Genomic DNA, 25,604 nt, shown 5'->3' on the forward strand with positions numbered 1-25,604 from the left:
CGGCCGGGAGGATCCGCCCAAGCCATGGCGGCCCTCCCGGCCGGCAGACATAATAAGCATTTATGCGACATCGACATCTGGATCCGCGCGCGGCCGGACGCTGGGCCGGGTTCCTGGCGGCCGCTGCCGTCGTCATGGCTGTGGCCTCCTGCACCGCCCCGCCGCCGGGCGACTACGGCCAGGAGGAAGGGATGAGCAAGACCGTCCCCAACCCGCCGTGGTTCGGCGGATACCTCGATGTCACGCTGACCCCGGCCGTGCGGCTGAAGGACCTGCCGCCGCACGGCACCGTCACCACCATGCTGTCCTTCATCGGCGCCCACCCGCAGCAACCCTGCGAACCGTCCTGGGACGGCGTCCACACCCTTGACCAGGCCGGGGCGAGGCTGGGGGTAGACGGGCAGATTGGCTCGTACCGCAAGGCCGGCAACGACGTCGCCGTTTCCTTCGGAGGACAGCTGGGCAAGGAGCTGGCCGGGGTCTGCACCGACGGTGCGTCGCTGCTGAAGGCTTACACCTCGGTGATCACCAGGTACGGCCTGGACGTCGTGGACTTCGACGTCGAAGGCGAGGGCCTCGCGGACCGGTCGGCCGCACAGCGGCGTGCCGCCGCCGTCGCGCGGCTTCAGGCGGCACGTCCGGCCGGTAACCCGTTGAAGGTGTGGATGACCCTTCCGGTGTCGATGCAGGGGCTGACGCCGGACGGCGAAGCGGCGGTGACGGCCATGCTGGACGGCGGAGTCGACCTCGCCGGGGTCAACATCATGGTGATGGACTTCGAGCCGCTGGGGCCGGGCCAAACCATGCTCACCGCGGCCAAGAGCGCGGCCGAGTCCACCCAGCTGACGCTGCGGTCGCTGTACGGGAAGGCCGGGAAGCCCCTCGACGACGCGGCCGCGTGGAACCGGATCGGACTGACCCCCATGATCGGGGTGAACGACGTGAAAGGCCAGGTCTTCACCCTCGAGGACGCGGCAGGACTGAATAGCTTCGCCGCGCAGAGGGGCATCGGACGGATGTCCATGTGGTCGCTGAACCGGGACACCCCCTGCGGCCCATCCAGCCGGCCCGAACCGGGCAGCAACGCGTCCAGCGGCTGCAGCGGCGTGACCCAGCAGCGCGGGATGTTCGCGAAGGTCCTCGGCAAGTCCTTCACCGGCTGAGCTGTTACCCGGGGCGGCTACAGAGGATTTGTTCCACTCCCATCCGGCCCTCGGCGAAACTGCGCAGGGCACCGACCAGGTACAGCCGCCAGACGCGGGCAATTTCCTCGCCCATCATCCCGACGGCGGCGTCGTGGTTCTGCTCGAACCGGTCGTACCAGGCCTCCAAGGTGCGGACGTAATGCCGCCGCATCGCCTCGACCGCCTCGACTTCCAGGCCCGCATCCTCCAGGAACCCCAGCGTCTGCCCCACCGGACGCATGTGCATGTCCGGGGCGATAAACGACTCGATGAACGGGCCTCCCCCGGGGTGCTTGCCGCGCCGGGACATTTGCTGCACCAGGACGCTCCCGCCGGGGACCACGTTGTGGAATAGGGCGGCGGCGTAGACGGGGTAGTTGCGCTGTCCCACGTGCTCGCCCATTTCGAGGGAGGCCACGGCGTCAAACGGCCCGTCCGGGATTTCGCGGTAGTCCTGGACCCGGATTTCAACCCGGCCCTCGAGGCCGCGTTCCTTGATCCGGGCGTCGATGAACGCCTTCTGCTCGACGGAGAGGGTCACGCCGACGACGTCGACGCCGTAATACTGGGCCGCGTGCAGGCTCAGCGAGCCCCAGCCGCAGCCGACGTCGAGGAGCCGCATCCCGGGCTTCAGCCCGATCTTGCGGCAGACGAGGTCCAGTTTGTCCCGCTGGGCGTCCTCGAGGCCGTAGCCTTCGGTGGCGCCGCCGTTTTCTGTCTCATTTGTCCAGTAGCCGCTGGAATACGCCATCTGCGGGTCAAGGATCAGCGCGTAGAAATCGTTACTGAGGTCGTAGTGGTGGCTGATGGCGGCGCGGTCGCGGACCAGGCTATGGAGCCGTCCCTTCACCCGGGCCTGGCTGGCGGGGGGTTCGGGCGGCGCGCCCAGGGCTCCGGCGGCCTTGGCGATCCGGGCGACGCCGGCCAGCACGGCCGGGGTGGGACGGATGCCGGACAGTCCGCGGTCCCGGACCACCTTCCAGAGGTGCTCGAGCGCGGAGTTGAGGTCGCCGTCGACGTCCAGCTCGCCGGTAACGTACGCCTGCGCGGCGCCCAGCTCCCCCGGTGCCCAGAGCAGCCGGCGGATGGCGTCCGGCGAGTTGAGCCGCACCACGGGGGCGCCGGCCGGACCGGCTTCGCTGCCGTCCCAGGCGACCAGCCGGACGGGGAGCTCCCCGCCGACCACCGGTCGCAGGACCTCCGCGATGGTGGGTGCCAGAGCCGCCGTCATGCTGCGCTCCGCCCGCTGGAAGCCTTGCTGGATGCCCTGCCTGCTGCCTTGGTGGATGCTTTGTCCAGCACGATCTGCTGCACGTCCAGGTAGCCGGTCTCGAAGCCCGCCCGGGAGTAGCACAGGTAGAACAGCCACATCCGCTGGAAGACCTCGTCGAATCCGAGGCCGCGCACCTCTGCCGCGCGGGCCATAAAACGCTCCTCCCAGAGGCGTAGGGTCTGGGCATAGTGCTCGCCCATGGCCAGGCGTTCGCGGACGCGCAGTCCCGTCTGCTTCTCGGTGATCTCCTCGATCGCCCGGACCGAGGGGATGACGCCGCCCGGGAAGATGTACTTGTGTACCCAGGTGTAGCTGGTCCGGGTGGCGATCAGCCGGTCGTGGCCGATCGTGATCGCCTGGATGGCAACCTTCCCGCCGGGGGCCAGGACCCGCTCGATCGTCTGGAAGTAGGTGGCCCAGTACTCGTAGCCGACCGCTTCGATCATCTCGACCGAGACGACGGCGTCGAACTCGCCCTCCACCGCCCGGTAGTCCTTCAGTTCGATGGTCACGGCGTCGGCGTAGCCTGCCTCGGCCACCCGCTGCCGGGCCAGCTCCTGCTGCTCGCTGGACAGCGTCACCGAGTAGACGGTGGCACCGCGGGCCGCGGCACGGAGGGCAAGCTCACCCCAGCCGGTGCCGATTTCCAGCACCCGGGTTCCCGCCGTGACGCCGGCCTTGTCCAGCAGCCGGTCGATTTTGGCCTGCTGGGCTGCTGCCAGCCCGTCCCAGGCGACGTGGCGCAGGGCGTCGCCGCTCTCCGGGAAGAGGGCGCTGGAGTAGGTCATGGTGCTGTCCAGGAAGGTCGCGAAGAGCTCGTTGGACAAGTCGTAGTGCCGCGAGATGTTGGAGCGCGTGTTCTGCTCTGTGTTCCGTTCGGTGCGCGGCGTGCGGGGCAGGTAGAGGCCGCGCAGTTTCTGCAGCGGCTCGGGCACCAGCGTTCCCACCCGGGCGGCGAAGACCTCCATGACCGCGGTCAGATCGTCCGCGTCCCAGTCGCCGGCCATGTAGGACTCCCCCAGGCCGATCAGGCCGCCGTCGCCGAGCCGGGCGGCGAAGGCTTCCGGACGGTTCATTGTCATCACCGGAAACGCCTGGCCGGCGTCGGCCGGGCCGGACGCGGCCTTCCCCAGCACGGTGCCGTCGGGGTAGCGGACCTCCAACGGGAGGCTGCGCACGGCGGTACGGAAGATCGTGTCCGCGGCTTTCCCCGCGAGCCTGGCCTTGAGGCTTGAGGGCACGGTGGCGATGCTGGGCCACACCGTGGCATCGATGACTGCGGGCGGCTGCGGAACCGTGTACGGTACGGCCGGATGCGTGGGTGCCTGGTTCGCGGGTGCCGGGTTCGTCTGCGCGGTGTTCGTCTGCGCAGCCTGTGATCCGGTGGCTTCGGTCATGGTCACTGGACTGCCTCCTGTGAGGGGTGGTGTGGTCTTTTGATGACGGGCAAACGGCGTGCCCAAAGTTTGATGCCCTGCCAGCGGATCTGTGCGGCGACCCGCAGCGGCGCCAGCGGGACGGCGAGCGCCGCGGCCAGGATGTTCGGCACGGTGGCTTCGCGGCGGACGCCGTCCATGGTGGCGATGAAGGGCTTCTGCCCCTCCCGCTCCAGGACAATCGAGACGGCGAGCCGGTCGGCGGGTTCGGGGAGTTTCATCCGGTACTGGCCGTCGACGTCGTTGAACGGCGAGACGTAGAACGCCTTGGGCACGGTGGCCCGGCCGGCGTTATCGGTCTCCAGCAGGTAGCAGTGCCGTTCGCCGTAGGTGTTGTGGACCTCGGCGACGACGCAGCGCAGCCCGCCGGCGGCATCGTGGCACCAGAACAGGCTGAGCGGGTTGAAGACGTGGCCCAGCACACGCGCGCTGGCGAGCATGGTGATCCGGCCGCCGTCGAGCGCGATGCCGTGGGTGGCGAGGTAGCGCTCCACGTTGCTGCGCAGCGTGCTATCCGGTTCGCCCAGATGGTCAGCCGCGGAGAAGCCGGCCAACGGGGCAAGCCAGCGCGGCAGCTGCGGCAGGGCATCGACGTCGACGTACCAGCTGTAACTGCGGTAGGTGAAGGCGTTGTGCAGCGGGGTGCGCCGCACGTGGGCTATCGAGGTGCGGTAGATGGCTGCGCCGCTGCTCATGCACCCTCCAGGGACGCCTGTAGTTCCGTCGCCTGCTGCCGCGGCGCACTGGCCGGTTCCCACTCGCGTCCCAGCCTGGCCGCGGCGCGGACGCCGGACAGGGCGCCGTCCTCATGGAAACCCCAGCCGTGGTAGGCACCGGCAAAGGCGAGGCTGCCGTCGCCAAGGCCCAGGATCTGCTGCTGGGCGCGCAGCGAGTCCGGGGTGTACTGCGGGTGCTCGTACACCATCTGTTCCAGCACGGTCCCGTCCCCAATCAGTTCGGATTCGCCGAGGCTGACAATGTAGCGCTTGCCGTCCGCCGGTTCCAGCCGCTGCAGCCGGGTCATGTCATAGCTGACCAGGACCCGGTCCGGGCGGGCGTCGCAGGAGGGCAGCCGGTAGTTCCAGGAGGCCTTGGCGTTGTCGCTGGCCGGCAGCACGGCGTCGTCGCGGTGGAAGACCGTGTGGTTGACCGAGTAAGGCATGCCTGCCAGGGCCTCCCGTTCGGCGGCCGAGGCGTCCTGGAGCATCTGCAGCGCCTGCGCCGGGTGGGTGGCGATCACGACGGCGTCGAACTGCTCAGTGCGCTCCCCGGCGCTGACCTCCACCCCGCCGGCGTGGCGGCGGACCCCGGTGACCGGGCTGGACAGGCGGATGTCCGGCAGCGTCGCGGCGAGCTTGTCCACGTAACTGCGTGAGCCGCCTGTGACGGTGCGCCACTGCGGGGAGCCCTTGACGCCGAGGAGCCCGTGGTGGCCGAGGAAGGTGAAGAGGTAGCGGGCCGGGTAGGCCAGCGCGGTGGTCGGGTCGCAGGACCAGACGGCGCTGACCACCGGGGTCATGAAGTGCACGATGAAGTAACTGCTGAACTTCTCCCGGTCCAGGAACTCGCCAAGGGTCAGCTCGGCCGTATCGGCGCCGTCGCCGGCACCGGCCTCCGCCGCTTCCGCCTCGGCGAGCAGGGCGCGGGCCCGGCGGTAAAAGCGGGTGACCTCCAGCAGCATCAGCAGGTAGCGGCCGCGCAGCAGGGTGGAGGGCCTCGGGATGATGCCCCGCGCGCCGGCCCGGGCGCCCGCATACTCGAGTCCGCAGCCGTCGCAGCGGATGGACATGCTCATTTCCGAGTCCTGGGTCTGCACGCCCAGTTCGTTGAAGAGCCGCAGCAAGGTGGGATAGGTGCGGTTGTTGTGGACGATGAAGCCGGTGTCGATGCCCAGCGTGGAGCCGTCGCCCTGGCGGACGTCGTGCGTGTGGGCGTGCCCGCCGAGCCGCTCGTCCGCCTCGAAGACAGTCACCTGGTCCCGCTGGTTCAGGACGTAGGCGGCGGTCAGGCCGGCCACCCCGCTGCCGATCACGGCGACACGCCGCCCGTCCGGGATGCTTGCTGCTTGCTGCACTGGTCTGCTCCTGTTGCTTCGCCTGAATCGTCCTGGTGGATCGTCTTATGGGCAATTCGTAACCGCGGGGCAACCGGATGAGTGCGATTTCCCAGCCGTTGCCTGGAACCCAATGTGCCAGAATGAAGCGGGATTTCGGTCCCGCCTCACCGTAACCACCGAAGGGCAACCCCGTGATCAACCCCGTGCATCTGCGAACGCTCGTGGAAGTGGTCCGGCTGGGCTCGTTCGCGGCGGCCGCCACCCGGTTGGGCTACACGGCCTCGGCGGTGTCGCAGCAGATGTCGGCGCTGGAGCGCGACACCGGGGTGGACCTGTTCCAGCGGTCTGCCCGCAGCGTCCATCCCACGGAAGCCGCCGTCGTGATGACCCGGCACGCGGCCAAGGTCCTCACCGACATTGACGCGCTGATGGCGGCGGCCGCCCGGACCCATGACAGTGCCAGCCAGGAGCTCCGGCTGGGCATCTTCCCGAGCCTGGCCACCTACGTCCTCCCCCGGATCCTGCAGAACCCGGCGTGGAAGAACCTGGGCATCGAGCTGCGGGTCTGGGTGGCCGAGCCGGGCCAGACCATCCAGGGTCTGCGCACCGGCGGCGAACTCGACGTCGCGCTGGTCTACCAGGTGGGCCAGTCCGGCCTCGCGTGGCCGCACACGGTGAACCGGCAGTGGATCGGCGACGACGACTTCCGGGTGGTGCTGCCCGCGGCCTGGGGTATTGGCCCGGGCTCCCAGGTGGCGGCGGACCACCTGTCCGACATGCCGTGGATCATGCACCACCCCGGCACCAGTGACGCCACGGTGATTGAGCGGCTCTTCGCCAGCTGCAACCTGCACCCGCGGGTGGTGGCCTACAGCGACGATTTCCACGCCAGCCTGGAGATGGCCGCTGCCGGGCTGGGTGCGGCGCTGGTCCCGGAGCTGGCCCTGCTGCACCGGCCCGCCGGCGTGGTGGTGCTGGATGTCCCCGAGATCCGGCTGGCCCGCAACGTCTTCGCCCTGCTGCCCAAGGAGCAACAGACGGCGCAGGTCCAGCTGTTCGTGGAGCTGCTGGCGGACACGCTGCACAAGCTCGGCACCCCGCGCCCGGACTGAGCCTTAGGCCTCGCCGCGCTTCTTCCGGTTCTTCCTGCCGGCGAGCTTCCCGGCCGGTGCCACCAGGGCGCTGATGATCCGGTGCTTGGCCTTGGTGTAGGGCGGGTAGATCAATTCCAGGGTGTCCGGCCAGTGCGGCTTGGACAGGGTGGAGCGTTCGTGCGAGAAGGTCCGCAGCGAGTGCTCGCCGTGGTAAGCGCCCATGCCGCTGTTGCCGACCCCGCCAAACGGCAGGCCGGGGACGCTCAGGTGCGCGGCCGGGACGTCGAAGCACAGCGCCCCCGAGGAGGTCTGTTCGGAGAACGCCCGGCGCGTCCCGGCGTCGTTGCTGAACACGTACAACGCCAGCGGCTTGCCACCGGCGTTGATGGTCCGGATTGCCTCATCCCTGCCGCTGACCGGCACCAGCGGCAGCAGCGGGCCGAAGATCTCCTCCCCCATCACCGCGTCCCCCGGCGCGGGCCGCAGCAGCGTCGGGGCAAAGTGCCGGCTGGCGGCGTCGCGCTCGCCGCCGTGGACCACGGTGCTGCCGTCCGCGAGCGCGGCGACCCGGTCGAAGTGCCGGTCGTTGACGATCCGTCCGTAAGACGCACTCTGCGCCGAGTCGCTTCCGAACAGCGCCGCGATGGCCTTGACCAGCTCGCGTTCCAGCGGTACCAGGACCTCCTCCGTGGCGAGGATGTAATCCGGTGCCACACAGGTCTGCCCGGCGTTCATAAACCTGCCCCAGGCGATCCGTTTGGCGGCCTTGGCCAGGTCCGTGGAGGAGTCCACGTAGGCCGGGGACTTGCCGCCCAGCTCCAGGGTCACCGGCGTCAGGTGCTCGGCCGCGGCGCGGAGCACCACCTTGGCGGCCGCCTCGCCGCCGGTGAAGAAGATGTGGTCGAAGCGCAGGCCCAGCAGCGCCGTGGTCTCGGGGATCCCGCCTTCAACAACCTCGGCCGCGCCGGGCAGGTACTCCGGAATCCAGCGGGCCAGGGCGGCGGAGGTGGCCGGGGCGTGTTCGCTGGGCTTGAGCACCACGGTGTTGCCGGCGGCGAGCGCGCCGGCCAGCGGTGCGAGCAGCAGCTGCAGCGGGTAGTTCCAGGGCCCGATCACCAGCACCACTCCCAGCGGGGTGAGCTCGGTCCAGGCCTTGGCCGGCTGGACAGCCACCGGAACGGACACCGGGCGCGGCCGCAGCCAGCCTTCGAGGTGCTTCTCCAGGTGCGCCGCTTCGGCCGTGACAAAACCGATTTCCGTCAGCTGCGCCTCGGTTTCATGTTTGCCCAGGTCGTCCGCCAGCGCGGCGGCGAACTCCCGCCGCCGCTCGATGAGCATCCGCCGCAGGCTGCGCAGTTGCTCCAGCCGCCACGCCAGCGGACGGGTGGTTCCGCTGTCAAAAACTTCACGGGCACGGGCGACGGTGGCGGCAACTGTTTGCATCCGATCAATGTACCGGTCCCCCGCTCCACAGCCGGCCCGGTATCGGATAAATCCCCGGCGATGCTGGAACGGACCACTATTCAGGACTATGTTGAAGACATGAGCAAGGTAGCGAGCCAGCACTTTGGAGAGATCGAGCTCAACCACGGGCGTGACCATAATTTCGCCGCCAAGCATGAACTGGCGGGTCAGCCCCTGGAGCTTGACCTGAATGTCAACGCGCATGACCACTTTGACGAGGCGGCCATGCACAAGGTTGACTACCGGCTGCGCTTCCTGCCCGAACTCGTGGACCAGGTCCGCGAAATGATCGCCGAGGAACTGGAGCAGGACGGCACCAGCCCGCAGGAGTACCTCCGCTTCCACTGCAACGCCATCAAGCCCGAGCACCTGCAGCAGGTTTTTGGCGTCACGGACAAGGCCCAGTTGACCCACCAGGTTTTCCTCAAGGCGCTGAAGCTCGGCCACGTGGGCATTTACCCGGGCCAGCCGGAGCGCTACTTCGTGCTCGACTTCACCCTGGGCGCGCACTTCACCGACGAGGTCCTGGTGGCGTCCGCGGACGAGGACGGCGTCGTCGACGACGAAATCCTCTGGGAATCCTGATCGACTGCGTTCCTGGGACACGCAGCAAGTACGACGCCGGCCGGTCACCTTGCGAGGTGGCCGGCCGGCGTCGTTAGTTCGGGCGGTACTACTGTTCAGCCGGTGCTACCGGGCCGCTTCGAGCAGTCCGGCGCGGACCGTCCTGGTGGCTGTGACGAGGTTGCGCAGGGACTCCTCGGTCTCGGCGTAGCCGCGGGTCTTCAGGCCGCAGTCCGGGTTGACCCAGAGCTGGCGGGACGGGACGTGCCTGACCGCGGTGCTGAGCAGTTCGGTGACTTCCTGCTCGCCCGGGACGCGCGGCGAGTGGATGTCGTAGACGCCCGGGCCCACGCCGCGGCCGAAGCCGTGGGACTCGAGGTCGTGTACCACTTCCATCCGGGAGCGGGCTGCCTCGATCGAGGTCACGTCGGCGTCGAGGCCGTCGATCGCGTCGATGATGGCGCCGAACTCCGAGTAGCACAGGTGGGTGTGGACCTGGGTGGAGTCGGCGGCGCCGGCGGTGGCGAGCCGGAAGGACTTTACGGACCAGTCCAGGTAGGCGGCCTGGTCGGCCCGGCGCAGCGGCAGCAGTTCGCGCAGGGCGGGCTCGTCGACCTGGATGATCTTGATGCCGGCGGCTTCCAGCTCCGCGATTTCGTCGCGGAGTGCCAGGGCTACCTGGTTGGCGGTCTCGCCGAGGGGCTGGTCGTCGCGGACGAAGGACCACGCCAGGATGGTGACCGGCCCGGTGAGCATGCCCTTCATCGGCTTGCTGGTCAGCGACTGCGCGTACTTGGCCCATTCCACCGTGATCGGGGCGCTGCGCGTGACGTCGCCCCACAGGATGGAGGGCCGGGTGCAGCGCGAGCCGTAGGACTGGACCCAGCCGTGCACGGTGACGTCGAAGCCTTCCAGGTTTTCGGCGAAGTACTGCACCATGTCGTTGCGCTCGGGCTCGCCGTGGACCAGCACGTCGAAGCCGAGCTCCTCCTGCAGCTCCACGACGCGCTTGATCTCGTCCTTCATCAGCTGTTCGTACTGTTCGGTGCTGAGCTCGCCCTTGTTGGCGCGGGCCCGGGCGGTGCGGATCTCGGCGGTCTGCGGGAAGGAGCCGATGGTGGTGGTGGGCAGCGGCGGCAGCTGCAGCGCCCCGGCCTGCGCGGCCTCGCGGACCGCGTAGGCGGAGCGGCTGAAGTCGGCGGCGGTCAGGGCCGCGGTGCGGGCGCGGACCTCGGCGCGGCGGACGCCGTCGGCCCCGGCTCGGGAGGCGATGATGCGGGTGGCCTCCTCGATGGCCGGCCGGACGGCTGCCGGGTCGGTCAGCAGACCGGCGAGGGTGACAACCTCGGTGACCTTCTGGTCGGCGAAGGCGAGCCAGCTGCGCAGCTGGGCCGGGAGCTGGACTTCCTCCTCGGCGTCGTGCGGGACGTGCTGCGTGGAGGTGGAGGTGCTGACGGCAAGGCTGGCGACGGATTTCTTCAGTTCGGAGATCTTCGCCGCCGAGGCGGCCAGGTCGTTGCGCCAGATGTTGTGGCCGTCCACGACGCCGGCAACCAGGGTCTTGTTGCCCAGCGCGGCGAGGGCCGCGGCGGACGGGACCCCGCCCTTGAAGACGTCCAGGTGCAGGGCGTCGATTCCGGTGGCGGCGAGGGTCCCGAGCTGGCCGTCCAGCGCGCCGTACGGGGTGGAGACGAACAGCTGCGGGCGGTCCGCGGCGGCAGAGAGCTCCCCGTAGGCGCGGGCGACGGCCGCCTGGATTTCCACGGCCGGGGTGTCCTGATCCACCACGAGGGCGGGCTCGTCGAGCTGGACCCAGCTGGCCCCGGCGGCGGCCAGCCTCTGCAGCAGCGCAGTGTAGACGGGCAGGATGTCCTCGAGGCGGGACAGCGGGCTGAAGCCGGCCGGGGCGTCGTCGGAGGCCTTGCTCAGCAGCAGGAACGTCACCGGGCCAACGATGTACGGGCGGGTCTCCACCCCGTTGGCCAGGGCGTACTCGAATTCCTCGACGATCCGGGTGGACGTCAGCGCGAAGCTGGTCTCCGGGCCGATCTCCGGGACGAGGTAGTGGTAGTTGGTGTCGAACCACTTGGTCATTTCCAGCGGCTGCTGGTCCGTGGTGCCGCGGGCCAGGGTGAAGTACCCGTCGATGTCGAGCTTGCCGTCGGCGTTGAGGAGGTTGCCGAAGCGGGCCGGTACGGCGCCGAGGTGGGCGGCGGCGTCGAGCACCTGGTCGTAGAAGGAGAAGGTACCGGGAACGGCGGCGGCGTCGGTCAGGCCGAGGCCCTGGAGCCGCTTGGCCGTGCCGAGCTGGATCTCCTTGGCGGCGGATTCCAGGGCGGCGGCGTCGATCGTGCCGGCCCAGTAGGCCTCGACGGCCTTCTTGAGTTCGCGGCGGCGGCCGATGCGCGGGTAGCCGAGGATCGAGGCGGCCGGGAACGGAGTGGGCACAGCGGTGTTCTGTTCAGTCATGGGAAGTCCTAAGAGTTGGTGGTGCAGTGTGCAGGAAAGTCGTGTTGGCGCCGGTGTCAGCTGGCGAGCTGCCGGCGGGCGGCCGGGCGCTGGTAGCTCCCGTGCCGGCTGCCGCTCCGCGGCCGCGGCAGGGCGAGCTTGTCCAGCACATCCAGGGCACTGGCGTGCTCATTGAAGGTGTACAGGTGGAGGCCGGGCGCGCCGGCGTCCAGGGCAGCGGTGGCGAGGTCCACGGTGGCCCTGACCCCGATCCGGTTGCGTTCGGCGTCGGTGTCCGCGGCGGCGAGCCGTTCCATCAGCTCGGGGGCCGGTTCGACGCCGGTCAGTTCGCCCAGCCGGGTGAGCCGGCGGACGCTGGTGAGCGGCATGACCCCCGGGATGATCGGGATGGTGACGCCCGCCCGGCGCGCCTGGCTCAACAGCCGCGCGTACTGCCCGGTGTGGAAAAACACCTGGGTGATGGCAAAGTCGGCGCCGGAGCGCTGCTTGGCGAGCAGCACCTCGATGTCATGCGCCTCACTCGGCGACTCGGGGTGCCGGGTGGGGTAGGCGGCGACGCCGACGGCGACTTTACCGGCGCACAGCAGCGCCGAGCGGCGCTGTTCAACGCGGCGGATGAGTTCGATCAGGTCCTGCGCGTAGCGCAGGGAACCTTCCGCCGGGACGCCTCCGTCCCTGGGCTGGTCACCGCGCAGGGCCAGGATGCCGCGCACCCCGACGTCGAGCAGTTCGCCGATCACCTCGGCGAGTTCCTGCGGGGTGTTGCCGACGCAGGTCAGGTGCGCCAGCGGGCGCAGCTGGGTTTCCTGCACCAGCCGGTTGATGAGTTCGACGGCGGTGCTGCGGTTGGAGCCGCTCGCACCGTACGTCACGGAGACGTAGTCGGGGCTGGTGGCTTCCAGCTCGCCGATCGTGGTCCAGAGCGACTCCGCGGCAGCGGGCGAGCGCGGCGGGAAAAGCTCGTAGGACAGGGCGACGGGGGCCGCGCCGGCGAGATTTGGATGTGCGTCAATAAGGCTTGGTGGAGACATTTGCGTCCTTGGCTGTGAGCCATTGCCGCCAGCGGGCCGGAAACCGGCCGGCGCTGCCGCCAATGAGTTGAGTTTGGGGAACACGGAGGGAACTTCAGCAGGACGCAGTCGCGACTGTTACGCGTGCTTCGAAGCTGTCCGTGAGCAAATGTCAGGCCCACATGGGGGCACCCACACCCTCCTTGGCGGCCAGGGGAATATTTCGGTGAAATTATTCCTTTGGCCGGCCTGCAGCGGAGGATCGCTGACACGTTACCGGAGTAACTTGTCTACGACTCTAGGGGCCCCCGGAGCGGCATTCAAGTTATCTGTCGAATTAAGACGCGCCTTTACACCGCCGAAAGCCCTGTTGCAGAAGATTCTTCGACAAAATGGGGCCTCCCTTTTGTCCCTGCCGCAGGTCTATCCTGAGGGCATGATCCAGCTTCCAGCCAGTTACCAGGAGTATCTCGCGGGCAAGAGCGAGAGCGTCATCAACACCGTCCGGCCCATCCTGATGCAGTCGGCCGCGGACAAATTGCACGGGGTCCGCGTGGTGGTCCACCCGCACGACCACCAGGCCCATTTGGATGACACCATCCCGTTCGGGACCGTCATTGAGGACATCGACTGACGCCGGTGGCGGTTAGCTAGCCCTCCAGCAGGAGGCGCTGGGAGCGGGGCGCCAGCGTGTGCTCCAGGACCAGGCAGGCGGCCCCGACGGCGCCGACGTCCTCGCCCACGCCGGTGCCCACTACCTCGATGCCGTGGATTTTCCGGGTGGCGCTGTTGTCCCGGACCAGGCCGGGAATCTGTTCGAGGTAGGCCGGCGCGAGGCAGGTCCAGAACGGACCGCCGAAGACGATGCGGTCCACATCCAGGACGTTGGTAACGGCGGAGATGGCCCGGCTGACCAGCACGGCGGATTTGCGGAGGATATCCAGCGCCTCCTCGCTGCCACCGTATGCCAGTGCGCAGAGTTCCGCGAAGCTCTCCTGCACCGCGGGGGCGCTCCGATCCGCGCGGGAGCCGTCCAGCACGCCGGCAGCCTCGGCCTGCGCTACGAGGACCTTCGGGATGGCCGAGGACTTGACGCAGCCGCGCTGGCCGCAGTCGCAGGGCAGCCCGTCGGGGTCCACGATGATATGCCCGATTTCCCCGGCATTGCCGGAGGTGCCGCGGACCACCTCGTCGTTGAGGACCACCCCGCAGCCGATCCCGGTGCCCATGTACATAAAGACGAAGCTGCCGGCGCCGCTGGGGCCGCCGGCCCAGGTTTCGGCGACGGCGGCGGCCGTGACGTCCTTGTCCAGGAGCGTGGACAGCCCGGTGGCCTCGGCGAGGGCGTCGCGCAGCGGAACGCGTTCCCAGCCCGGCAGCAGCGGCGGGTCCACCACGGCGCCTTCCTCCAGGTCGATCGGCCCCGGCGAGGCAATGCCCAGCCCTGCGACCTTGGCACGGTCCACCCCGGAGTCCTCTATCAGCTGCTTGATCTCCGCAGCGATCGTGTCAATGATGGAGCCCGGGTCCGTGCCCGAGGGCGTCTTGAGCCGTGAGTGCTTGACGACGGCGCCGACGAGGTCCAGCAGGACGAACGTGAGGACGGCGGGATCGAGGTGGACGCCGACGGCGTACATCCCGGCCGGGTTGAGCCGGAGCATGGTGCGCGGCTTACCGGGTCCGCTGCCCTCTTTGCCCGCCTCGACGATCAGGTTCTGGTCCAGTAGCCGGCGGGAAATATTGGAGATGGTCTGCGGCGAGAGCCCGACGAGCTGCGCGAGTTCCACCCGGCTGAGCCCGCCCGGGGCGCGCCGGATCGCGTCCAGGATGACCGTGAGGTTGAAATCCCCCATCCGTGGGAGGTTTGTGCCGCGCCGCGGCGAGGGTGTGCGGATCTCAGTCACTGATACCTCTAAACGTCTTCGGCTAAGCACTGCTGATGTCAGAAATGGTACGTTACGCGCGGCCGCCAGCACCCACCCTCCGCCGTCATAGTCGGATAGATTTCGCCCGGGTGGCCTACAGCCGGACCCGGCCTGCCCCGGCCTAGCTTTGCGGGGCTGAGCGCCGCGGCTGGCGGACACTCGCGGTGACGGTGAATTTGGGGTTGCGGCCCACCTCAGGGGTGGGGCCGACCAGCCGTTCCAGTGCGGGCCGGTACTGCAGGTGGCTGTTGAACACCGTCCAGAGTTCGCCGCCCGGGGCCAGGACCCTGGCCGCTGCTTCGATCAGTTTGATTCCGGCCCCGGCGTGCACCGCGGCCCCGAGGTGGAAGGGCGGGTTGAGCAGGACCAGTTCGGCGCTGGCGTCCGGCAGGGTGCTCATGGCGTCGTCGTGCAGGACCTCGATTTGCCCCTTGAGGCCATTGGCGCGGGCCGTGGCCGCGGCGGACTCGACGGCGGCCGCGGACCTGTCGGTGGCCGTGACCCGGGCGTTCGGGTGGCTGCGGGCGTAGAGCGCGGCCAGGATCCCGGTGCCGCACCCGAGGTCGACGGCGTGCCCGACGCTGGGTATCTCCGGCAGGAAGTCCAGCAGGAACCGGGTTCCGATGTCCAGCCCGGTGCCGGCAAACACGGCTCCCCGCGCGCAGACCGTCAGCCCCAGCCCGGCGTTCCACTCCGTGACCGGGAACGGCGGGGCGCCGGCCGCCGGTTTCGCGGCCCGGGCCAGCAGGATGCGTGACTTTTGCCGGGCCAGCTGGGGTTGCACCTCGCCGAAGTGCCGCTCCAGCATGGCGTTCATCCCCAGGCTCATGTGTTTGACCCTGCCGCCGGCCAGCAGAACGACGTCCGGTGCGGCGCGCCGGGCGACGGCGTCGGCGATCTCTTCCAGCTCGGCGAGTGACCGGGGCAGCTGGAGCAGGACGAGGGACGCACCGTCGAGGGCTTCGGCCAGCGGGAGCTGTTCGAATCCGGCGTTCAACCCGGTGGCCTCGGCGTTATTGCGCAGCGCGCGTTCGCCGGTAATCAGGTCCTCATGCACCCGCACCGGGCCGCCCTCAGCGCCGGCGCCCTGCCACCCGAGCGCGAGCATGCCGAGGGTCAGGGCGCCGTAGCGGTCGCCCACGACGGCGGTCCGTCCGGCGGGCGCCAGCCGGCCGGCGGAGCGCAGCTCGGCAGCGGTGTCCAGCAACAACCGGTCGGTGGCGTCCCAGGCCTGCAGGTTGGCCGCCTCGACGTCGGGGAATCTGCGGAGCCGGGAAAAGAGGGATTCGAGCTTGTTGTCCGCCACGCGCGGGTTGCCGCCCTTTCTCGTCGGGTTCTTGTCGGGCCGTCACTGAGCGGGCCCGGGGATTGGTGCACCGCTTTACGTTATCCCGGACCGGCCAGCAGTTGGACGATCCCGGCGACGGCGGCCCGGCCCGCCCGGTTGGCCCCGATGGTGGATGACGACGGGCCATAGCCCACGAGGTGGACCCGCGGCTCCGCGGCGACGCGGGTGCCGTCCATGGCGATGCCGCCGCCTGGACCGCGGAGATGCAGCGGCGCGAGGTGCTCCAGCTCCGCCCGGAAGCCGGTGGCCCAGAGGATGACGTCGGCGGCCAGGAAACTGCCGTCCGCCAGCCGCACTCCCCCGGGTTCAATGCCGGTGAACATCGGGTGGCGCTGGAGCACGCCGCGCGCGGCGGCAGCGCGCAGGGCCGGCGTCCGGATCAGTCCCGTCACGGCGACGACGCTCTGCGGCGGCAGCCCCTGCCGCACCCGTTCCTCGACGAGGGCGACGGCGTCGTGGCCGGCCTGCCGGTCGAAGGGGGCGTCGCGCCAGAGCGGTTCCCGGCGGGTGAACCAGGTGGTGCTGGTGACCTTGGAGATTTCGTCCAGCAGGCCCACGGCAGAAATGCCGCCGCCCACCACGATCACGTGCTGCCCGCGGAATTCCTCCGCGGAGACGTAGTCCGCCACGTGCAGTTGCCGGCCGCGGAAGCTGGTCTGCCCGGGGTAGATGGGCCAGAAGGGGCGCGTCCAGGTACCGGTCGCGTTGATCACGGCCCGGGCGGACCAGGCGCCGCGGGAGGTGGCGACGCGGAGGCGTCCGGCCGGGTTGTTGTCCTCCCGGTTGACGGAGCGGACTTTCACCGGCCGTTCGACGGCCAGGCCCAGCCGGGCTTCGTAGCCGGCAAAGTACCGGCTCAGGAAGCTCGAGCTGGCCTCCTCAGGGTCGCCCTCCGGCTGCGGGATGCCCGGCAGGTCGCTGATGCCGTTGACGGTGGCCATCAGGAGGCTTTTCCAGCGGTGCCGCCAGGCACCTCCGGGTCCGTCCTCGGCGTCGAGCACCACGTAAGTCAGCGGAGCGTCGGCGCCGGTCACAGCGGCGCTGGCCGGACCGCTGTTCGTCCCCGCCGGGACGAACCCGCGGCGCTGCAGATGGTAGGCGGCGGAAAGTCCGGCCTGTCCGGCGCCGATGACCACGACGTCGGCGAACCGCAGAGCTGGCCGCAAGGTCTCGTTCACGGCGTCCATCCTCATTCAGCGGAAACAAAGCGAGGCCCCGCTCAGTGAGCGGGACCTCGTCCGGTGGAGCTGAGGGGACTCGAACCCCTGACCCCCTGCATGCCATGCAGGTGCGCTACCAGCTGCGCCACAGCCCCAGACTGTCGTTGATCAAACCCTTGGAATGCCGGTTCGATCAAGCAACCTGATTAGCTTAATCTACATTTGCCGCCGACGCTAATCGGCGCGCGGTGTGTCGCTCCGGCCCTTCAGGGGCGGGGTACTGCCGCGGAGGGGAATAAAAGAATCCGCCGGAATCTTGCGATTCCGGCGGATTCTCCGGTGGAGCTGAGGGGACTCGAACCCCTGACCCCCTGCATGCCATGCAGGTGCGCTACCAGCTGCGCCACAGCCCCGAATTTTCGCTGCTCCGAACTCGTTCTCTCCGAAGCAACTCAAATATCTTAGATCAGCACTTCTGAAAATTCCAAATCGGGCATATTCAGGGTTTTGCGCCGGCTGGAGCCGCGCCGCCTACTCGGTGTCGGTGGCGGCGGTTGCCTTGGCCGAGGCGTCGTCGCCAAGCTGCAGGTCCACCACGGGGCAGTCCTTCCAGAGGCGCTCCAGGGCGTAGAACACGCGGTCTTCCTCGTGCTGGACGTGGATGACGACGTCGGCGTAGTCCAGCAGCACCCAGCGTCCGCCGGAGCGGCCTTCGCGGCGTACGGGCTTGAGGTCGAACTTGGAGAGTTCATCCTCGATGCCGTCGACGATGGCGTTCACCTGGCGCTCGGACGGCGCGGAGGCGATCAGGAAGACGTCCGCCAGGGCAAGCCGCTCGCTCACGTCGAGGGCCACAATGTCGTCGGCCAGTTTTTCCGCGGCAGCGCGGGCTGCGTGGCGGGCTGTGGCGATGGATGAATCGGTTGCAGTCACGGGACTCCTTGTTGAAAGTGAAAACTGTTGAAAGTAAAAGTTGTTGGTCTGGAAAAGCTGTGTGGTCGGGAAGGCTGTTCCGCCGGGACGCGGCCCCGGCGGCCGGGTGGCCCGCTGGCGGCTGCAGCGCAGGGGCTAGTTGGCCAACCCCGTGATGATCAGGATGATGCCGGCAATGAGCGCAAGGACTCCGAGGGCCAGGACACCGAGCTGGAGGGCGCGCAGGCGCCGCGCCCGGCCGAGGCCCGCAGTAGCGGCGTCCAGCGGATCCAACCCGTACGCGGAGTTGGCAGCGACCGGCGGACGTGCGGCGAAGTCCTCCTCCGCCACGGCGGACCCGGCGTTTTCCGGGCCGGCTGCCGCGGCCGGGCGGCGGACCGTTGCGGCCTGCGCGGCCGCCTCGGCTCGGGCCAGCACACCGGCGCGACTGCCCTCCGGACCGGCGTCCCGCTTCCGGGACGGGCCTGGACGGCGCGGGGTGCGCGGCGGCTGGACCTTGGGGCTGGAGTTGGTCACCAGCGGGACGTACGACGTGGCAGGGCGCTTCATGACCGGCCGCTCCACGCCGGGGACCTCGACAAATTCCAGCGGGGTGACCATGGCCAGGTTGCTGGCGGTCGAGGGGGCGTTCTTCTGGGGTTCGCTGCGGGGCTGGGACGGCTGGCTGTTCTGCGCCGCCAGCTTTTGCTTCGCGGCCGCCCGCCGGTTCAGGACGGCGGCGCGTTCGGCCAGGGCAATCTGCTCGGCCAGTATTTCCGGGTTGACGGCGTCCGGGTCCGTGGCGGCGATGTGTTCCATCTTCGCGACCTGGTTGCGGGCCTGCTCGGCGAGGAGCTCGCGCGCGGCGAGGGCCTGCTCGACGCTCATCCCCTCCGGCAGTTTGCCGCCCGGGCCCGGCGCGCTGACGCCCTGGGGCGGCGCTTCCTCCGTCTCCGCGGTGGCGGCTGCCCCTGCCGGGCTGTCCTGGCCGGCGGGCCGCTTGGCCGCTGTCCCTACCACCGGGTGAGAGCGGGTCCGCGGCGACGGCATCGGCACGATCGGATTGGCCGAGGTGGCGGGCGCGGTCTCTTCGGCCAGCTGCTGTAGCCGGAGCTGGCGGCGCGTGGGCGCTCCGCCGGGTGAAAGCTGGCCTTCTTTTTCCGCGAGTTCTTTGATGGTGCGCAGGGCGGCGCGGTCGCGGGCCCGGATCTGGGAGGACCGTTCGGCGGCGGACGTGGTCCGGACAGTGTCCACCGGACCCGGGATGCGGCGCCGGCCGGTGGTCTCGGCCTCGGTCGGTTCCTCCGGACGCCCGGACGTGGCGGGATCCGCGCCGGCCGGCCGGGAGCCGGGAGCCGGGCCGTCCTGGGCGCGGGCAGCCTGACCTGCGCCGGCACCTGTGGTGCCGGCGTCCGGCGTCACTTGCTGGCGTTCATCTCTGGCCTGACGCAATTCGCGGCGGCTGCGGATGGGAGGCTGTTCCTGACTCATTGAAGGCTCATTCGGTGCTGGCGGTTTGGTTTGTCTCGAGGGCGGGCCGTGACCCCTGGTAGTCCGCCGCGGGATCGGGCTGGCCGTCATAGAGGTCGTACTTGGCGATGTACTGGACCACGCCGTCGGGCACGAGATACCAGACGGGGTTTCCGGCGGCGACGCGGGCCCGGCAATCGGTGGACGAAATGGCCATGGCGGGGACCTCAAGCAGGCTCACGTCATCCCTGCCCATGCCGTCCAGGACATGCCCGGGACGGGTCACGCCGACAAAGTGCGCCAGCGACCACAGCTCGTCGATGTCCTTCCAGGACAGAATCTGCGCGAGCGCGTCGGCGCCGGTGATGAAGAACAGGTCGGCTTCCGGCCGCAGGGTACGCAGGTCCCGGAGGGTGTCGATGGTGTAGGTGGGGCCGGGACGGTCGACGTCGACCCGGCTCACGGTGAAGCGCGGATTCGATGCGGTGGCGATGACGGTCATGAGGTAGCGGTGCTCGGCCTCGCTGACCTTACGGCTGCTCTTCTGCCAGGGCTGCCCGGTGGGAACGAACACCACTTCGTCAAGGCCGAACTTCGCCGCGACCTCACTGGCCGCGACGAGGTGGCCGTGATGAATCGGATCAAAGGTGCCGCCCATCACACCCAGCCGCAGGCGGCGCTTCGCGCCGTGCTGCTTCACTGTGGCGGAAATATTAGTGGCCTTGGCCGTGGTCGTGCTTGTTCGGGTGCTGGCGGTGCGGGTCCGCGTGCTCCTCGACGGCCTCGTGGCGCTTGCCGAGGTTGCCGTAGGAGAGCGTGATGAACATCAGGACCAGCAGGATCACGAACATGGAGCCGCCAATAACGAACGGCGGCGCAATGAGCGGCGCGAGTTCCTCGTGTTCGCCGGCTGTGGCAATGGATGTGGCGATCTGCTGAAACAGCATGTTCTCCCCTAGTGAGTTCAAAAATTTACGACGGCGGGGGTACCCGCCGTTCCTGGCTTCCGTTCCATGTTACCGCGTTGCTAGGCCCGAACCTGGCCTTCGCCCTGCACGATCCACTTCGTGGTGGTGAGCTCGGTCAACCCCATCGGGCCCCGGGCGTGCAGCTTCTGGGTCGAAATCCCTACCTCGGCGCCGAGGCCCAACTCCCCGCCGTCAGTGAAGCGCGTGGAGGCGTTCACGATCACGGCGGCCGAGTCCACCTCCGCGATGAAACGCTCCGCGTTGGCCAGGTCGTTGGTCAGGATGGCCTCGGTGTGCCCGGTGGACCAGGTGCGGATGTGCTGGACGGCCTCGTCGAGGCTGTCCACCATGGCGACCGCCAGGTCCAGGTCCATGTATTCGGTGGCCCAGTCCGCCTCGGTGGCGGGCACCGAGTCCACGGCGGCCGGCAGCGCGGCGCGGATCCGCTCGTCCGTGTGCAGGGTGACGCCGGCGGCGCGCAGGGCGGCGGCGACAGCAGGCAGTACGGTGGATCCGGAATGGACCAGCAACGTCTCCACGGTGTTGCAGACGCTGGGGCGCTGGGTTTTGGCATTGAGCAGGATCTCGACGGCCATCTCTTCGTCCGCCGAGGCGTCGAGGAAGATGTGCACGTTGCCCTCCCCGGTTTCGATGACCGGCACCGAGGAGTTCGTGACCACGGTCTGGATCAACTCGCGTCCGCCGCGCGGAATCAGGACGTCGACGCGGCCCCGGGCACGCATCAGGACGTTCGCACCGTCACGGCCGTACTCGTCCACGCTCTGCACGGCGTCGGCGGGCAGGCCGACGGAGTCCAGGGCGTCGCGCAGGATGCCGACAAGTGCCTCGTTGGTGGCGGCGGCGGCGCTTCCGCCGCGCAGGATCACGGCGTTGCCGCTCTTGAGGGCCAGTCCGGCGATGTCCACGGTGACGTTGGGGCGCGCCTCGTAGATCGCTGCGACCACGCCCATCGGCACGTTGACCTGGCGCAGCCGCAGCCCGTTCGGGAGGGTCTGGCCGCGGACCACGTTGCCTACCGGGTCCGGCAGGTTGGCAAGGTTTTCCAGCGCGGCGGCCAAGGCTTGCACGCGGGCTTCGGTGAGGGTGAGGCGGTCCAGCAGCGCCGCCGAGGTGCCGTTGGCGCGGCCGGCGTCGACGTCCTTGGCGTTGGCGGCCAGGATCCGGTCCTGGTGCTCCAGCAGGGCGGCGCCGACGGCGCGCAGTCCGCGGTCCTTCCAGGCCCGGTTGGCGCGGGCCATCCGACGCGACGCGGTCCGGGACCGGTCGGCGATGGCATGCACGGCGGCTTCGGTGTCCGTCGCGGCCGGCGGCAGGCCGCCCGCGGCGGGGGCGTCGGAAACCGGCAGGTCGGGGTGCGAAATCAGGGCCTCAGTCATGCTCCAAGTTTAGGCGAGTGAAGGGCTTAGACCAGCACCAGGTCGTCAACATGAACAACTTCACGGTCATAGCCGCGGCCCAGCGCCTTGCCCAGTTCGCGGGTGGAACGGCCCAGCATCTGCGGCAGTTCGGCGGCGCCGTAGTTCACCAGGCCGCGGGCAATCACGGTCCCGTCGGTGCCAACCATCTCGACGGCGTCGCCGGCTTCGAAGTCGCCGTGCACCGCGGAAATCCCGGCGGGCAGCAGCGAGGTGTGGCGGTCCCGCACGGCGCGGACGGCGCCGTCGTCGAGCACCAGCGTTCCCTGGACGGACGCCAGGTGAGCGAGCCAAAGCAGCCGGATCGGTTTGCGGGAGCCGTTGACGGAGAACCAGGTTCCCACGTCCTCCCCCGCCAGCGCTGCGGCGGCGTTCGCGGTGGAGGTCACGAGGGCGTGGATCCCGGATCCGGCGGCGATGGACGCGGCCTCGACCTTGGTAACCATGCCGCCGGTGCCCACCCCGGCCTTGCCGGTACTGCCGATCGAGACGCCGTCGAGGTCCTGCGGGCCGGCGACGTGCGGGATCCGCTTGGCCCCGTGCGAGGGCGGCCCGTCGTAGAGCGAATCGACGTCGGACAGCAGGACGAGGGCGTCGGCGCGGACCAGGTGCGCCACCAGGGCCGCGAGCCGGTCGTTGTCGCCGAAGCGGATCTCGTGGGTCGCGACGGTGTCGTTTTCATTGACCACCGGGACCACGCCGAGGTTCAGCAGCCGGTCCAGTGCGCGGAAGGCGTTGGTGTGCTGGCTGCGGCGCATGAAGTCGTCCGCGGTCAGCAGCACCTGGCTCACCGTGACGCCGTGCGCGCCGAACGCGTGGGTGTAGCGGGCCATCAGCAGCCCCTGGCCGACGCTCGCGGCCGCCTGCTGGGTGGCGAGGTCGCGGGGGCGTTTGTCCAGACCCAGCGGGGCCAGCCCGGCGGCGATGGCCCCGGAGGAGACGAGGATAATCTCGGTGCCCTCGTTGCGCTTGTGCGCGAGGGCGTCGGCGAGGTCGGTGAGGGCTTCCTCGGCGATGCCGCCCTTGATGGACGTCAGCGAGGAGGACCCCACCTTGACCACGATCCGGCGGGCGCCGGAGAGCAGGGCGCGACTGGGCGCGGCTGCGGCTCCGGGGTCGACGACGGCGTTACTCGTCATCGGCTTCGCCGAGTCCACTCTCCTTGAGCGGCTGCGCGGCGCGGCGGGCACTGACCGATTCGGTCCAGATGCCGGCCTTGCGCTCGGCCTCCAGCTCGGCCCGGGCCGCGGCCTTGGCGTCGCGGCGTTCCTGCTGGTCCTCGCGCTTCTGGCCGCGCGTGGGGCGGTCGCCGATGTCGGCGAAGCGCACGTCGGTGCCGCGCGGGGAGGCCAGCAGCTCGGCGCCGGCCATCATGGTCGGCTCCCAGTCGAAGACGACGCCGTCGTCCTCGCCGATGACGACCGTGTCGCCGGGCTTGGCGCCCTGTTTGAACAGTTCGTTTTCGACGCCCAGCTTGGCCAGGCGGTCGGCGAGGTAGCCGATGGCTTCCTCGTTGGTGAAGTCGGTCTGCTTGACCCAGCGCACGGGCTTGTCGCCGAGGACGCGGAACAGCGGCTCCAGGTTTTTCTCTTCGCGGCGGATCGTGAAGCCGCTCTCGTTGACGGCGCGCGGACGCAGCACGGGGGCCTGGACCTTGGGCGGCGTCGCGGCCACCGCGTCGCGGGCGGCCTTGACGATCTCGGCCATGGCGAAGCCCAGCTGACGGAGTCCCTCGTGGCTGGTCGCGGAGATTTCGAAGACCTTGTAGCCGCGCTTTTCCAGTTCCGGGCGGACGAATTCGGCCATGTCCTTGCCGTCCGGCAGGTCGACCTTGTTCAGGGCGATGAGGCGCGGGCGGTGGTTCAGCGGCACGACTTCGCCGTCGGAGCCGGCGTAGCTCATGTCCACGGCGTACTTTTCGAGCTCGGCCTCGATCACGGCCAGGTCGGAGAGCGGGTCGCGGTCCGATTCCAGCGTGCCGCAGTCCAGCACGTGCACCAGCGCGGCGCAGCGTTCGACGTGGCGCAGGAAGTGGTGGCCCAGGCCCTTGCCCTCGCTGGCGCCTTCGATCAGGCCCGGGACGTCGGCGATGGTGAACCGGACGTCGCCGGCCTGCACGACGCCGAGGTTGGGGATCAGGGTGGTGAAGGGATAGTCGGCGATCTTGGGGCGCGCGGCCGACATCGCCGCGATCAGGCTGGATTTGCCGGCGGAGGGGAAGCCGACCAGGGCGATATCCGCGATGGACTTCAGTTCCAGGACGATGTCGCTGGAGTCGCCCTCGATGCCGAGCAGCGCGAAGCCGGGGGCGCGGCGCTTCTGCGAGGACAGGGCGGCGTTGCCGAGGCCGCCCAGGCCGCCGGCCGCGGCGATGAACTCGGTGCCTTCGCCCACCATGTCGGCGAGGACCGTGCCGTCCTTGCTCTTGACGACGGTGCCCTCGGGAACCGGAAGGACCAGGGTCTCGCCGTTTTTGCCGCCGCGCCAGTCGCCCATGCCGGGGCCGCCGTTGGTGGCGTGCCGGTGCGGGGCGTGGTGGTAGTCGAGCAGCGTGGTGGTCTGGGGATCCACGCGCAGGATGACGTCGCCGCCGTTGCCGCCGTTGCCGCCGTCGGGACCGCCGAGGGGCTTGAACTTCTCGCGGTGGACGGAGACACAGCCGTGGCCGCCGGTACCGCCGGATACATGCAGTACTACCCGGTCTACAAAGCTCGCCACGTGGATCTCCTCAGTGCTGTTCCTCGGGTCCGCAGGGGGCCCAAGATGATTGTAATGCGGTTAAAACACCGGTGGAGCGGACCTATTGGCCCGCCCCACCGATTTAGAACTTGTTGTTACTCTGCAGCTGCAGCAGCCACGATGTTCACAACGCGACGACCACGGCGGGTGCCGAACTCGACGGCACCGGGGGTCAGTGCGAACAGGGTGTCGTCGCCGCCGCGGCCAACGCCGGCGCCCGGGTGGAAGTGGGTGCCACGCTGGCGGACGATGATCTCGCCTGCGGAAACTACCTGGCCGCCGAAGCGCTTGACGCCAAGGTACTGGGCGTTGGAGTCACGACCGTTGCGAGTGGAGCTCGCGCCTTTTTTATGTGCCATTTGAAATGCCTGCTTTCAAAAATTCTGGGGAAACTGTTGGAACCAGATCAGTAACGAAGAGTTACTTGATACCGGTGATCTTGACCTTGGTCAGTTCCTGACGGTGACCCTGGCGCTTCTTGTAACCGGTCTTGTTCTTGAACTTCTGGATGACGATCTTCGGACCACGGAGGTCTTCGAGGATCTCAGCCGTAACCGTTACCTTGGCCAGGTCCTTGGCTGCAGACGTGACCTTGTCACCGTCCACCAGGAGCAGTGCGGGCAGCTCAAAGGTGCTGCCGGCTCCACCGGGGACGCGGTTCAGGGTAACGAAGTCTCCAACGGAAACCTTCTCTTGGCGGCCGCCTGCGCGGACAATCGCGTACACCACTGGGGAACTCACTTCTCTCGACGTTTATTACTAGATTTGCGTGCGGAACCTGGGGCCGAAGTGTTCGGACCGGCTCACGCTGTGCCTCAACGCCGGTGGATTCCCCGGGGGAACCCATGAGCTATCCCGTGGAAAGTCCTGCCCGCAGGGCGGGTGAACTGTTCCTCAGGGTCATAACCCAAGTGTTGGCGTAAGCACCGAAGATCTAGACTACGCTAATTTTGCCTTCGGTCGCAAACGAGGCTGGTCCCGGCGAGTAGTGCGTGACAGGCACCACACCGTGGGCCAGGGGGCCCAGGAGGTGGTGCCGCAGCGACCTTCCGGAACCGCGCCCCATCATGTTACCGGCTGCATCGCCCGGGCCGGC

The 25,604-nt window shown here is 69.1% G+C and carries 23 protein-coding genes and 2 tRNA genes; 4 read left to right on the plus strand and 21 right to left on the minus strand.

The genetic code is table 11. From position 1 onward, the window contains the following. Positions 1–62 precede the first annotated feature (62 nt). Positions 63–1,163: a chitinase gene (locus AC1MED_RS10420; protein ID WP_479783228.1), complete on the plus strand. Its 1,101-nt coding sequence runs from the start codon at positions 63–65 to the stop codon at positions 1,161–1,163. A gap of 4 nt (positions 1,164–1,167) precedes the next feature. On the opposite strand, the gene AC1MED_RS10425 is transcribed toward AC1MED_RS10420, so the two are convergent. From AC1MED_RS10425 to AC1MED_RS10440, 4 genes are read right to left on the minus strand one after another with little or no spacing between them, the layout of a single operon-like run. After that, positions 1,168–2,415, minus strand: coding sequence for a class I SAM-dependent methyltransferase (locus AC1MED_RS10425; protein WP_479783229.1), 1,248 nt, complete (start codon positions 2,413–2,415; stop codon positions 1,168–1,170). Further along, complete coding sequence (locus tag AC1MED_RS10430) at positions 2,412–3,860, minus strand: class I SAM-dependent methyltransferase (protein ID WP_479783230.1); 1,449 nt, start codon at positions 3,858–3,860, stop codon at positions 2,412–2,414. Before AC1MED_RS10430 ends, AC1MED_RS10425 begins: the two co-directional genes overlap by 4 nt. Beyond that, positions 3,857–4,588, minus strand: a complete 732-nt coding sequence (locus tag AC1MED_RS10435; protein WP_479783231.1) for a DUF1365 domain-containing protein — start codon at positions 4,586–4,588, stop codon at positions 3,857–3,859. Before AC1MED_RS10435 ends, AC1MED_RS10430 begins: the two co-directional genes overlap by 4 nt. Beyond that, on the minus strand, positions 4,585–5,967 hold the full coding sequence (locus tag AC1MED_RS10440; RefSeq protein ID WP_479783233.1) for an NAD(P)/FAD-dependent oxidoreductase: 1,383 nt from the start codon (positions 5,965–5,967) through the stop codon (positions 4,585–4,587). The genes AC1MED_RS10435 and AC1MED_RS10440 overlap by 4 nt, the downstream gene beginning before the upstream one ends. A 173-nt stretch (positions 5,968–6,140) precedes the next feature. On the opposite strand from AC1MED_RS10440, the gene AC1MED_RS10445 reads away from it, so the two are divergent. Beyond that, positions 6,141–7,061 carry a LysR family transcriptional regulator gene (locus tag AC1MED_RS10445; RefSeq protein ID WP_346960299.1) on the plus strand — a complete coding sequence of 307 codons (921 nt, stop codon included), beginning with the start codon at positions 6,141–6,143 and terminating at the stop codon, positions 7,059–7,061. Positions 7,062–7,064: 3 nt separating this feature from the next. Here the strand turns inward: AC1MED_RS10445 and AC1MED_RS10450 are convergent, their stop codons facing one another. Beyond that, positions 7,065–8,486 (minus strand): aldehyde dehydrogenase family protein, encoded by a 1,422-nt coding sequence (locus AC1MED_RS10450; protein WP_479783236.1) that lies wholly within the window; start codon positions 8,484–8,486, stop codon positions 7,065–7,067. A 99-nt stretch (positions 8,487–8,585) separates the two neighbouring features. Here AC1MED_RS10450 and AC1MED_RS10455 point away from each other — a divergent pair, with 99 nt between their 5' ends. Beyond that, positions 8,586–9,092 carry a DUF2004 domain-containing protein gene (locus AC1MED_RS10455; RefSeq protein ID WP_346960297.1) on the plus strand — a complete coding sequence of 169 codons (507 nt, stop codon included), beginning with the start codon at positions 8,586–8,588 and terminating at the stop codon, positions 9,090–9,092. 105 nt (positions 9,093–9,197) lie between these two features. On the opposite strand, the gene metE is transcribed toward AC1MED_RS10455, so the two are convergent. Both metE and AC1MED_RS10465 read right to left on the minus strand, forming a co-directional pair. Next, complete coding sequence (gene metE / locus AC1MED_RS10460; protein WP_479783239.1) at positions 9,198–11,540, minus strand: 5-methyltetrahydropteroyltriglutamate--homocysteine S-methyltransferase; 2,343 nt, start codon at positions 11,538–11,540, stop codon at positions 9,198–9,200. 56 nt (positions 11,541–11,596) lie between these two features. Next, positions 11,597–12,571, minus strand: coding sequence for a methylenetetrahydrofolate reductase (locus AC1MED_RS10465; protein WP_479783240.1), 975 nt, complete (start codon positions 12,569–12,571; stop codon positions 11,597–11,599). A 415-nt stretch (positions 12,572–12,986) separates the two neighbouring features. Here AC1MED_RS10465 and AC1MED_RS10470 point away from each other — a divergent pair, with 415 nt between their 5' ends. Next, positions 12,987–13,184, plus strand: a complete 198-nt coding sequence (locus AC1MED_RS10470) for a hypothetical protein (RefSeq protein WP_249777074.1) — start codon at positions 12,987–12,989, stop codon at positions 13,182–13,184. Positions 13,185–13,200: 16 nt separating this feature from the next. Here AC1MED_RS10470 and AC1MED_RS10475 read toward each other — a convergent pair whose 3' ends face one another. The 14 genes from AC1MED_RS10475 to rplU form a co-directional block, all read right to left on the minus strand. After that, on the minus strand, positions 13,201–14,403 hold the full coding sequence (locus tag AC1MED_RS10475) for an ROK family transcriptional regulator (protein WP_479783241.1): 1,203 nt from the start codon (positions 14,401–14,403) through the stop codon (positions 13,201–13,203). Between the two features lie 193 nt (positions 14,404–14,596). After that, positions 14,597–15,781, minus strand: a complete 1,185-nt coding sequence (locus AC1MED_RS10480) for a class I SAM-dependent methyltransferase (RefSeq protein WP_479783242.1) — start codon at positions 15,779–15,781, stop codon at positions 14,597–14,599. A gap of 80 nt (positions 15,782–15,861) precedes the next feature. After that, entirely contained in the window at positions 15,862–17,001 is a 1,140-nt protein-coding gene (locus AC1MED_RS10485) for an NAD(P)-binding domain-containing protein (protein WP_479783243.1), read from the minus strand. Positions 17,002–17,065: 64 nt separating this feature from the next. Further along, positions 17,066–17,138, minus strand: a tRNA-Ala gene (locus AC1MED_RS10490). A 185-nt stretch (positions 17,139–17,323) separates the two neighbouring features. Beyond that, positions 17,324–17,396, minus strand: a tRNA-Ala gene (locus tag AC1MED_RS10495). 118 nt (positions 17,397–17,514) lie between these two features. Then, positions 17,515–17,916, minus strand: coding sequence for a ribosome silencing factor (gene rsfS, locus AC1MED_RS10500; RefSeq protein ID WP_346960292.1), 402 nt, complete (start codon positions 17,914–17,916; stop codon positions 17,515–17,517). Positions 17,917–18,051: 135 nt separating this feature from the next. After that, positions 18,052–19,386 carry a hypothetical protein gene (locus tag AC1MED_RS10505; RefSeq protein WP_479783244.1) on the minus strand — a complete coding sequence of 445 codons (1,335 nt, stop codon included), beginning with the start codon at positions 19,384–19,386 and terminating at the stop codon, positions 18,052–18,054. Between the two features lie 7 nt (positions 19,387–19,393). Then, complete coding sequence (gene nadD, locus AC1MED_RS10510) at positions 19,394–20,023, minus strand: nicotinate-nucleotide adenylyltransferase (protein WP_479786651.1); 630 nt, start codon at positions 20,021–20,023, stop codon at positions 19,394–19,396. 55 nt (positions 20,024–20,078) lie between these two features. Beyond that, positions 20,079–20,312 (minus strand): hypothetical protein, encoded by a 234-nt coding sequence (locus tag AC1MED_RS10515; protein WP_479783245.1) that lies wholly within the window; start codon positions 20,310–20,312, stop codon positions 20,079–20,081. 80 nt (positions 20,313–20,392) lie between these two features. Continuing rightward, positions 20,393–21,730 carry a glutamate-5-semialdehyde dehydrogenase gene (locus AC1MED_RS10520; protein WP_479783246.1) on the minus strand — a complete coding sequence of 446 codons (1,338 nt, stop codon included), beginning with the start codon at positions 21,728–21,730 and terminating at the stop codon, positions 20,393–20,395. Positions 21,731–21,756: 26 nt separating this feature from the next. Then, entirely contained in the window at positions 21,757–22,908 is a 1,152-nt protein-coding gene (gene proB, locus AC1MED_RS10525; RefSeq protein ID WP_479786652.1) for a glutamate 5-kinase, read from the minus strand. Continuing rightward, positions 22,898–24,487, minus strand: a complete 1,590-nt coding sequence (gene obgE, locus AC1MED_RS10530; protein ID WP_346960286.1) for a GTPase ObgE — start codon at positions 24,485–24,487, stop codon at positions 22,898–22,900. The genes proB and obgE overlap by 11 nt, the downstream gene beginning before the upstream one ends. Before the next feature lie 116 nt (positions 24,488–24,603). Continuing rightward, positions 24,604–24,867, minus strand: coding sequence for a 50S ribosomal protein L27 (gene rpmA / locus AC1MED_RS10535; RefSeq protein ID WP_009372867.1), 264 nt, complete (start codon positions 24,865–24,867; stop codon positions 24,604–24,606). Positions 24,868–24,928: 61 nt separating this feature from the next. Next, entirely contained in the window at positions 24,929–25,237 is a 309-nt protein-coding gene (gene rplU / locus AC1MED_RS10540; RefSeq protein ID WP_175321083.1) for a 50S ribosomal protein L21, read from the minus strand. Positions 25,238–25,604 lie beyond the last annotated feature (367 nt).

It is taken from the genome of Arthrobacter sp. BI5 (genome assembly GCF_056680065.1).

What these genes read in the sequence shown, in the direction of transcription:
- AC1MED_RS10420 (WP_479783228.1), top strand. Translation starts at nt 63, where the DNA reads ATGCGACATCGACATCTGGATCCGCGCGCGGCCGGACGCTGGGCCGGG.
- AC1MED_RS10425 (WP_479783229.1), bottom strand. Translation starts at nt 2,415, where the DNA reads ATGACGGCGGCTCTGGCACCCACCATCGCGGAGGTCCTGCGACCGGTG.
- AC1MED_RS10435 (WP_479783231.1), bottom strand. Translation starts at nt 4,588, where the DNA reads ATGAGCAGCGGCGCAGCCATCTACCGCACCTCGATAGCCCACGTGCGG.
- AC1MED_RS10450 (WP_479783236.1), bottom strand. Translation starts at nt 8,486, where the DNA reads ATGCAAACAGTTGCCGCCACCGTCGCCCGTGCCCGTGAAGTTTTTGAC.
- AC1MED_RS10455 (WP_346960297.1), top strand. Translation starts at nt 8,586, where the DNA reads ATGAGCAAGGTAGCGAGCCAGCACTTTGGAGAGATCGAGCTCAACCAC.
- metE (WP_479783239.1), bottom strand. Translation starts at nt 11,540, where the DNA reads ATGACTGAACAGAACACCGCTGTGCCCACTCCGTTCCCGGCCGCCTCG.
- AC1MED_RS10465 (WP_479783240.1), bottom strand. Translation starts at nt 12,571, where the DNA reads ATGTCTCCACCAAGCCTTATTGACGCACATCCAAATCTCGCCGGCGCG.
- AC1MED_RS10470 (WP_249777074.1), top strand. Translation starts at nt 12,987, where the DNA reads ATGATCCAGCTTCCAGCCAGTTACCAGGAGTATCTCGCGGGCAAGAGC.
- AC1MED_RS10475 (WP_479783241.1), bottom strand. Translation starts at nt 14,403, where the DNA reads ATGGGGGATTTCAACCTCACGGTCATCCTGGACGCGATCCGGCGCGCC.
- AC1MED_RS10505 (WP_479783244.1), bottom strand. Translation starts at nt 19,386, where the DNA reads ATGAGTCAGGAACAGCCTCCCATCCGCAGCCGCCGCGAATTGCGTCAG.
- nadD (WP_479786651.1), bottom strand. Translation starts at nt 20,023, where the DNA reads ATGGGCGGCACCTTTGATCCGATTCATCACGGCCACCTCGTCGCGGCC.
- AC1MED_RS10515 (WP_479783245.1), bottom strand. Translation starts at nt 20,312, where the DNA reads ATGCTGTTTCAGCAGATCGCCACATCCATTGCCACAGCCGGCGAACAC.
- AC1MED_RS10520 (WP_479783246.1), bottom strand. Translation starts at nt 21,730, where the DNA reads ATGACTGAGGCCCTGATTTCGCACCCCGACCTGCCGGTTTCCGACGCC.
- proB (WP_479786652.1), bottom strand. Translation starts at nt 22,908, where the DNA reads ATGACGAGTAACGCCGTCGTCGACCCCGGAGCCGCAGCCGCGCCCAGT.
- rpmA (WP_009372867.1), bottom strand. Translation starts at nt 24,867, where the DNA reads ATGGCACATAAAAAAGGCGCGAGCTCCACTCGCAACGGTCGTGACTCC.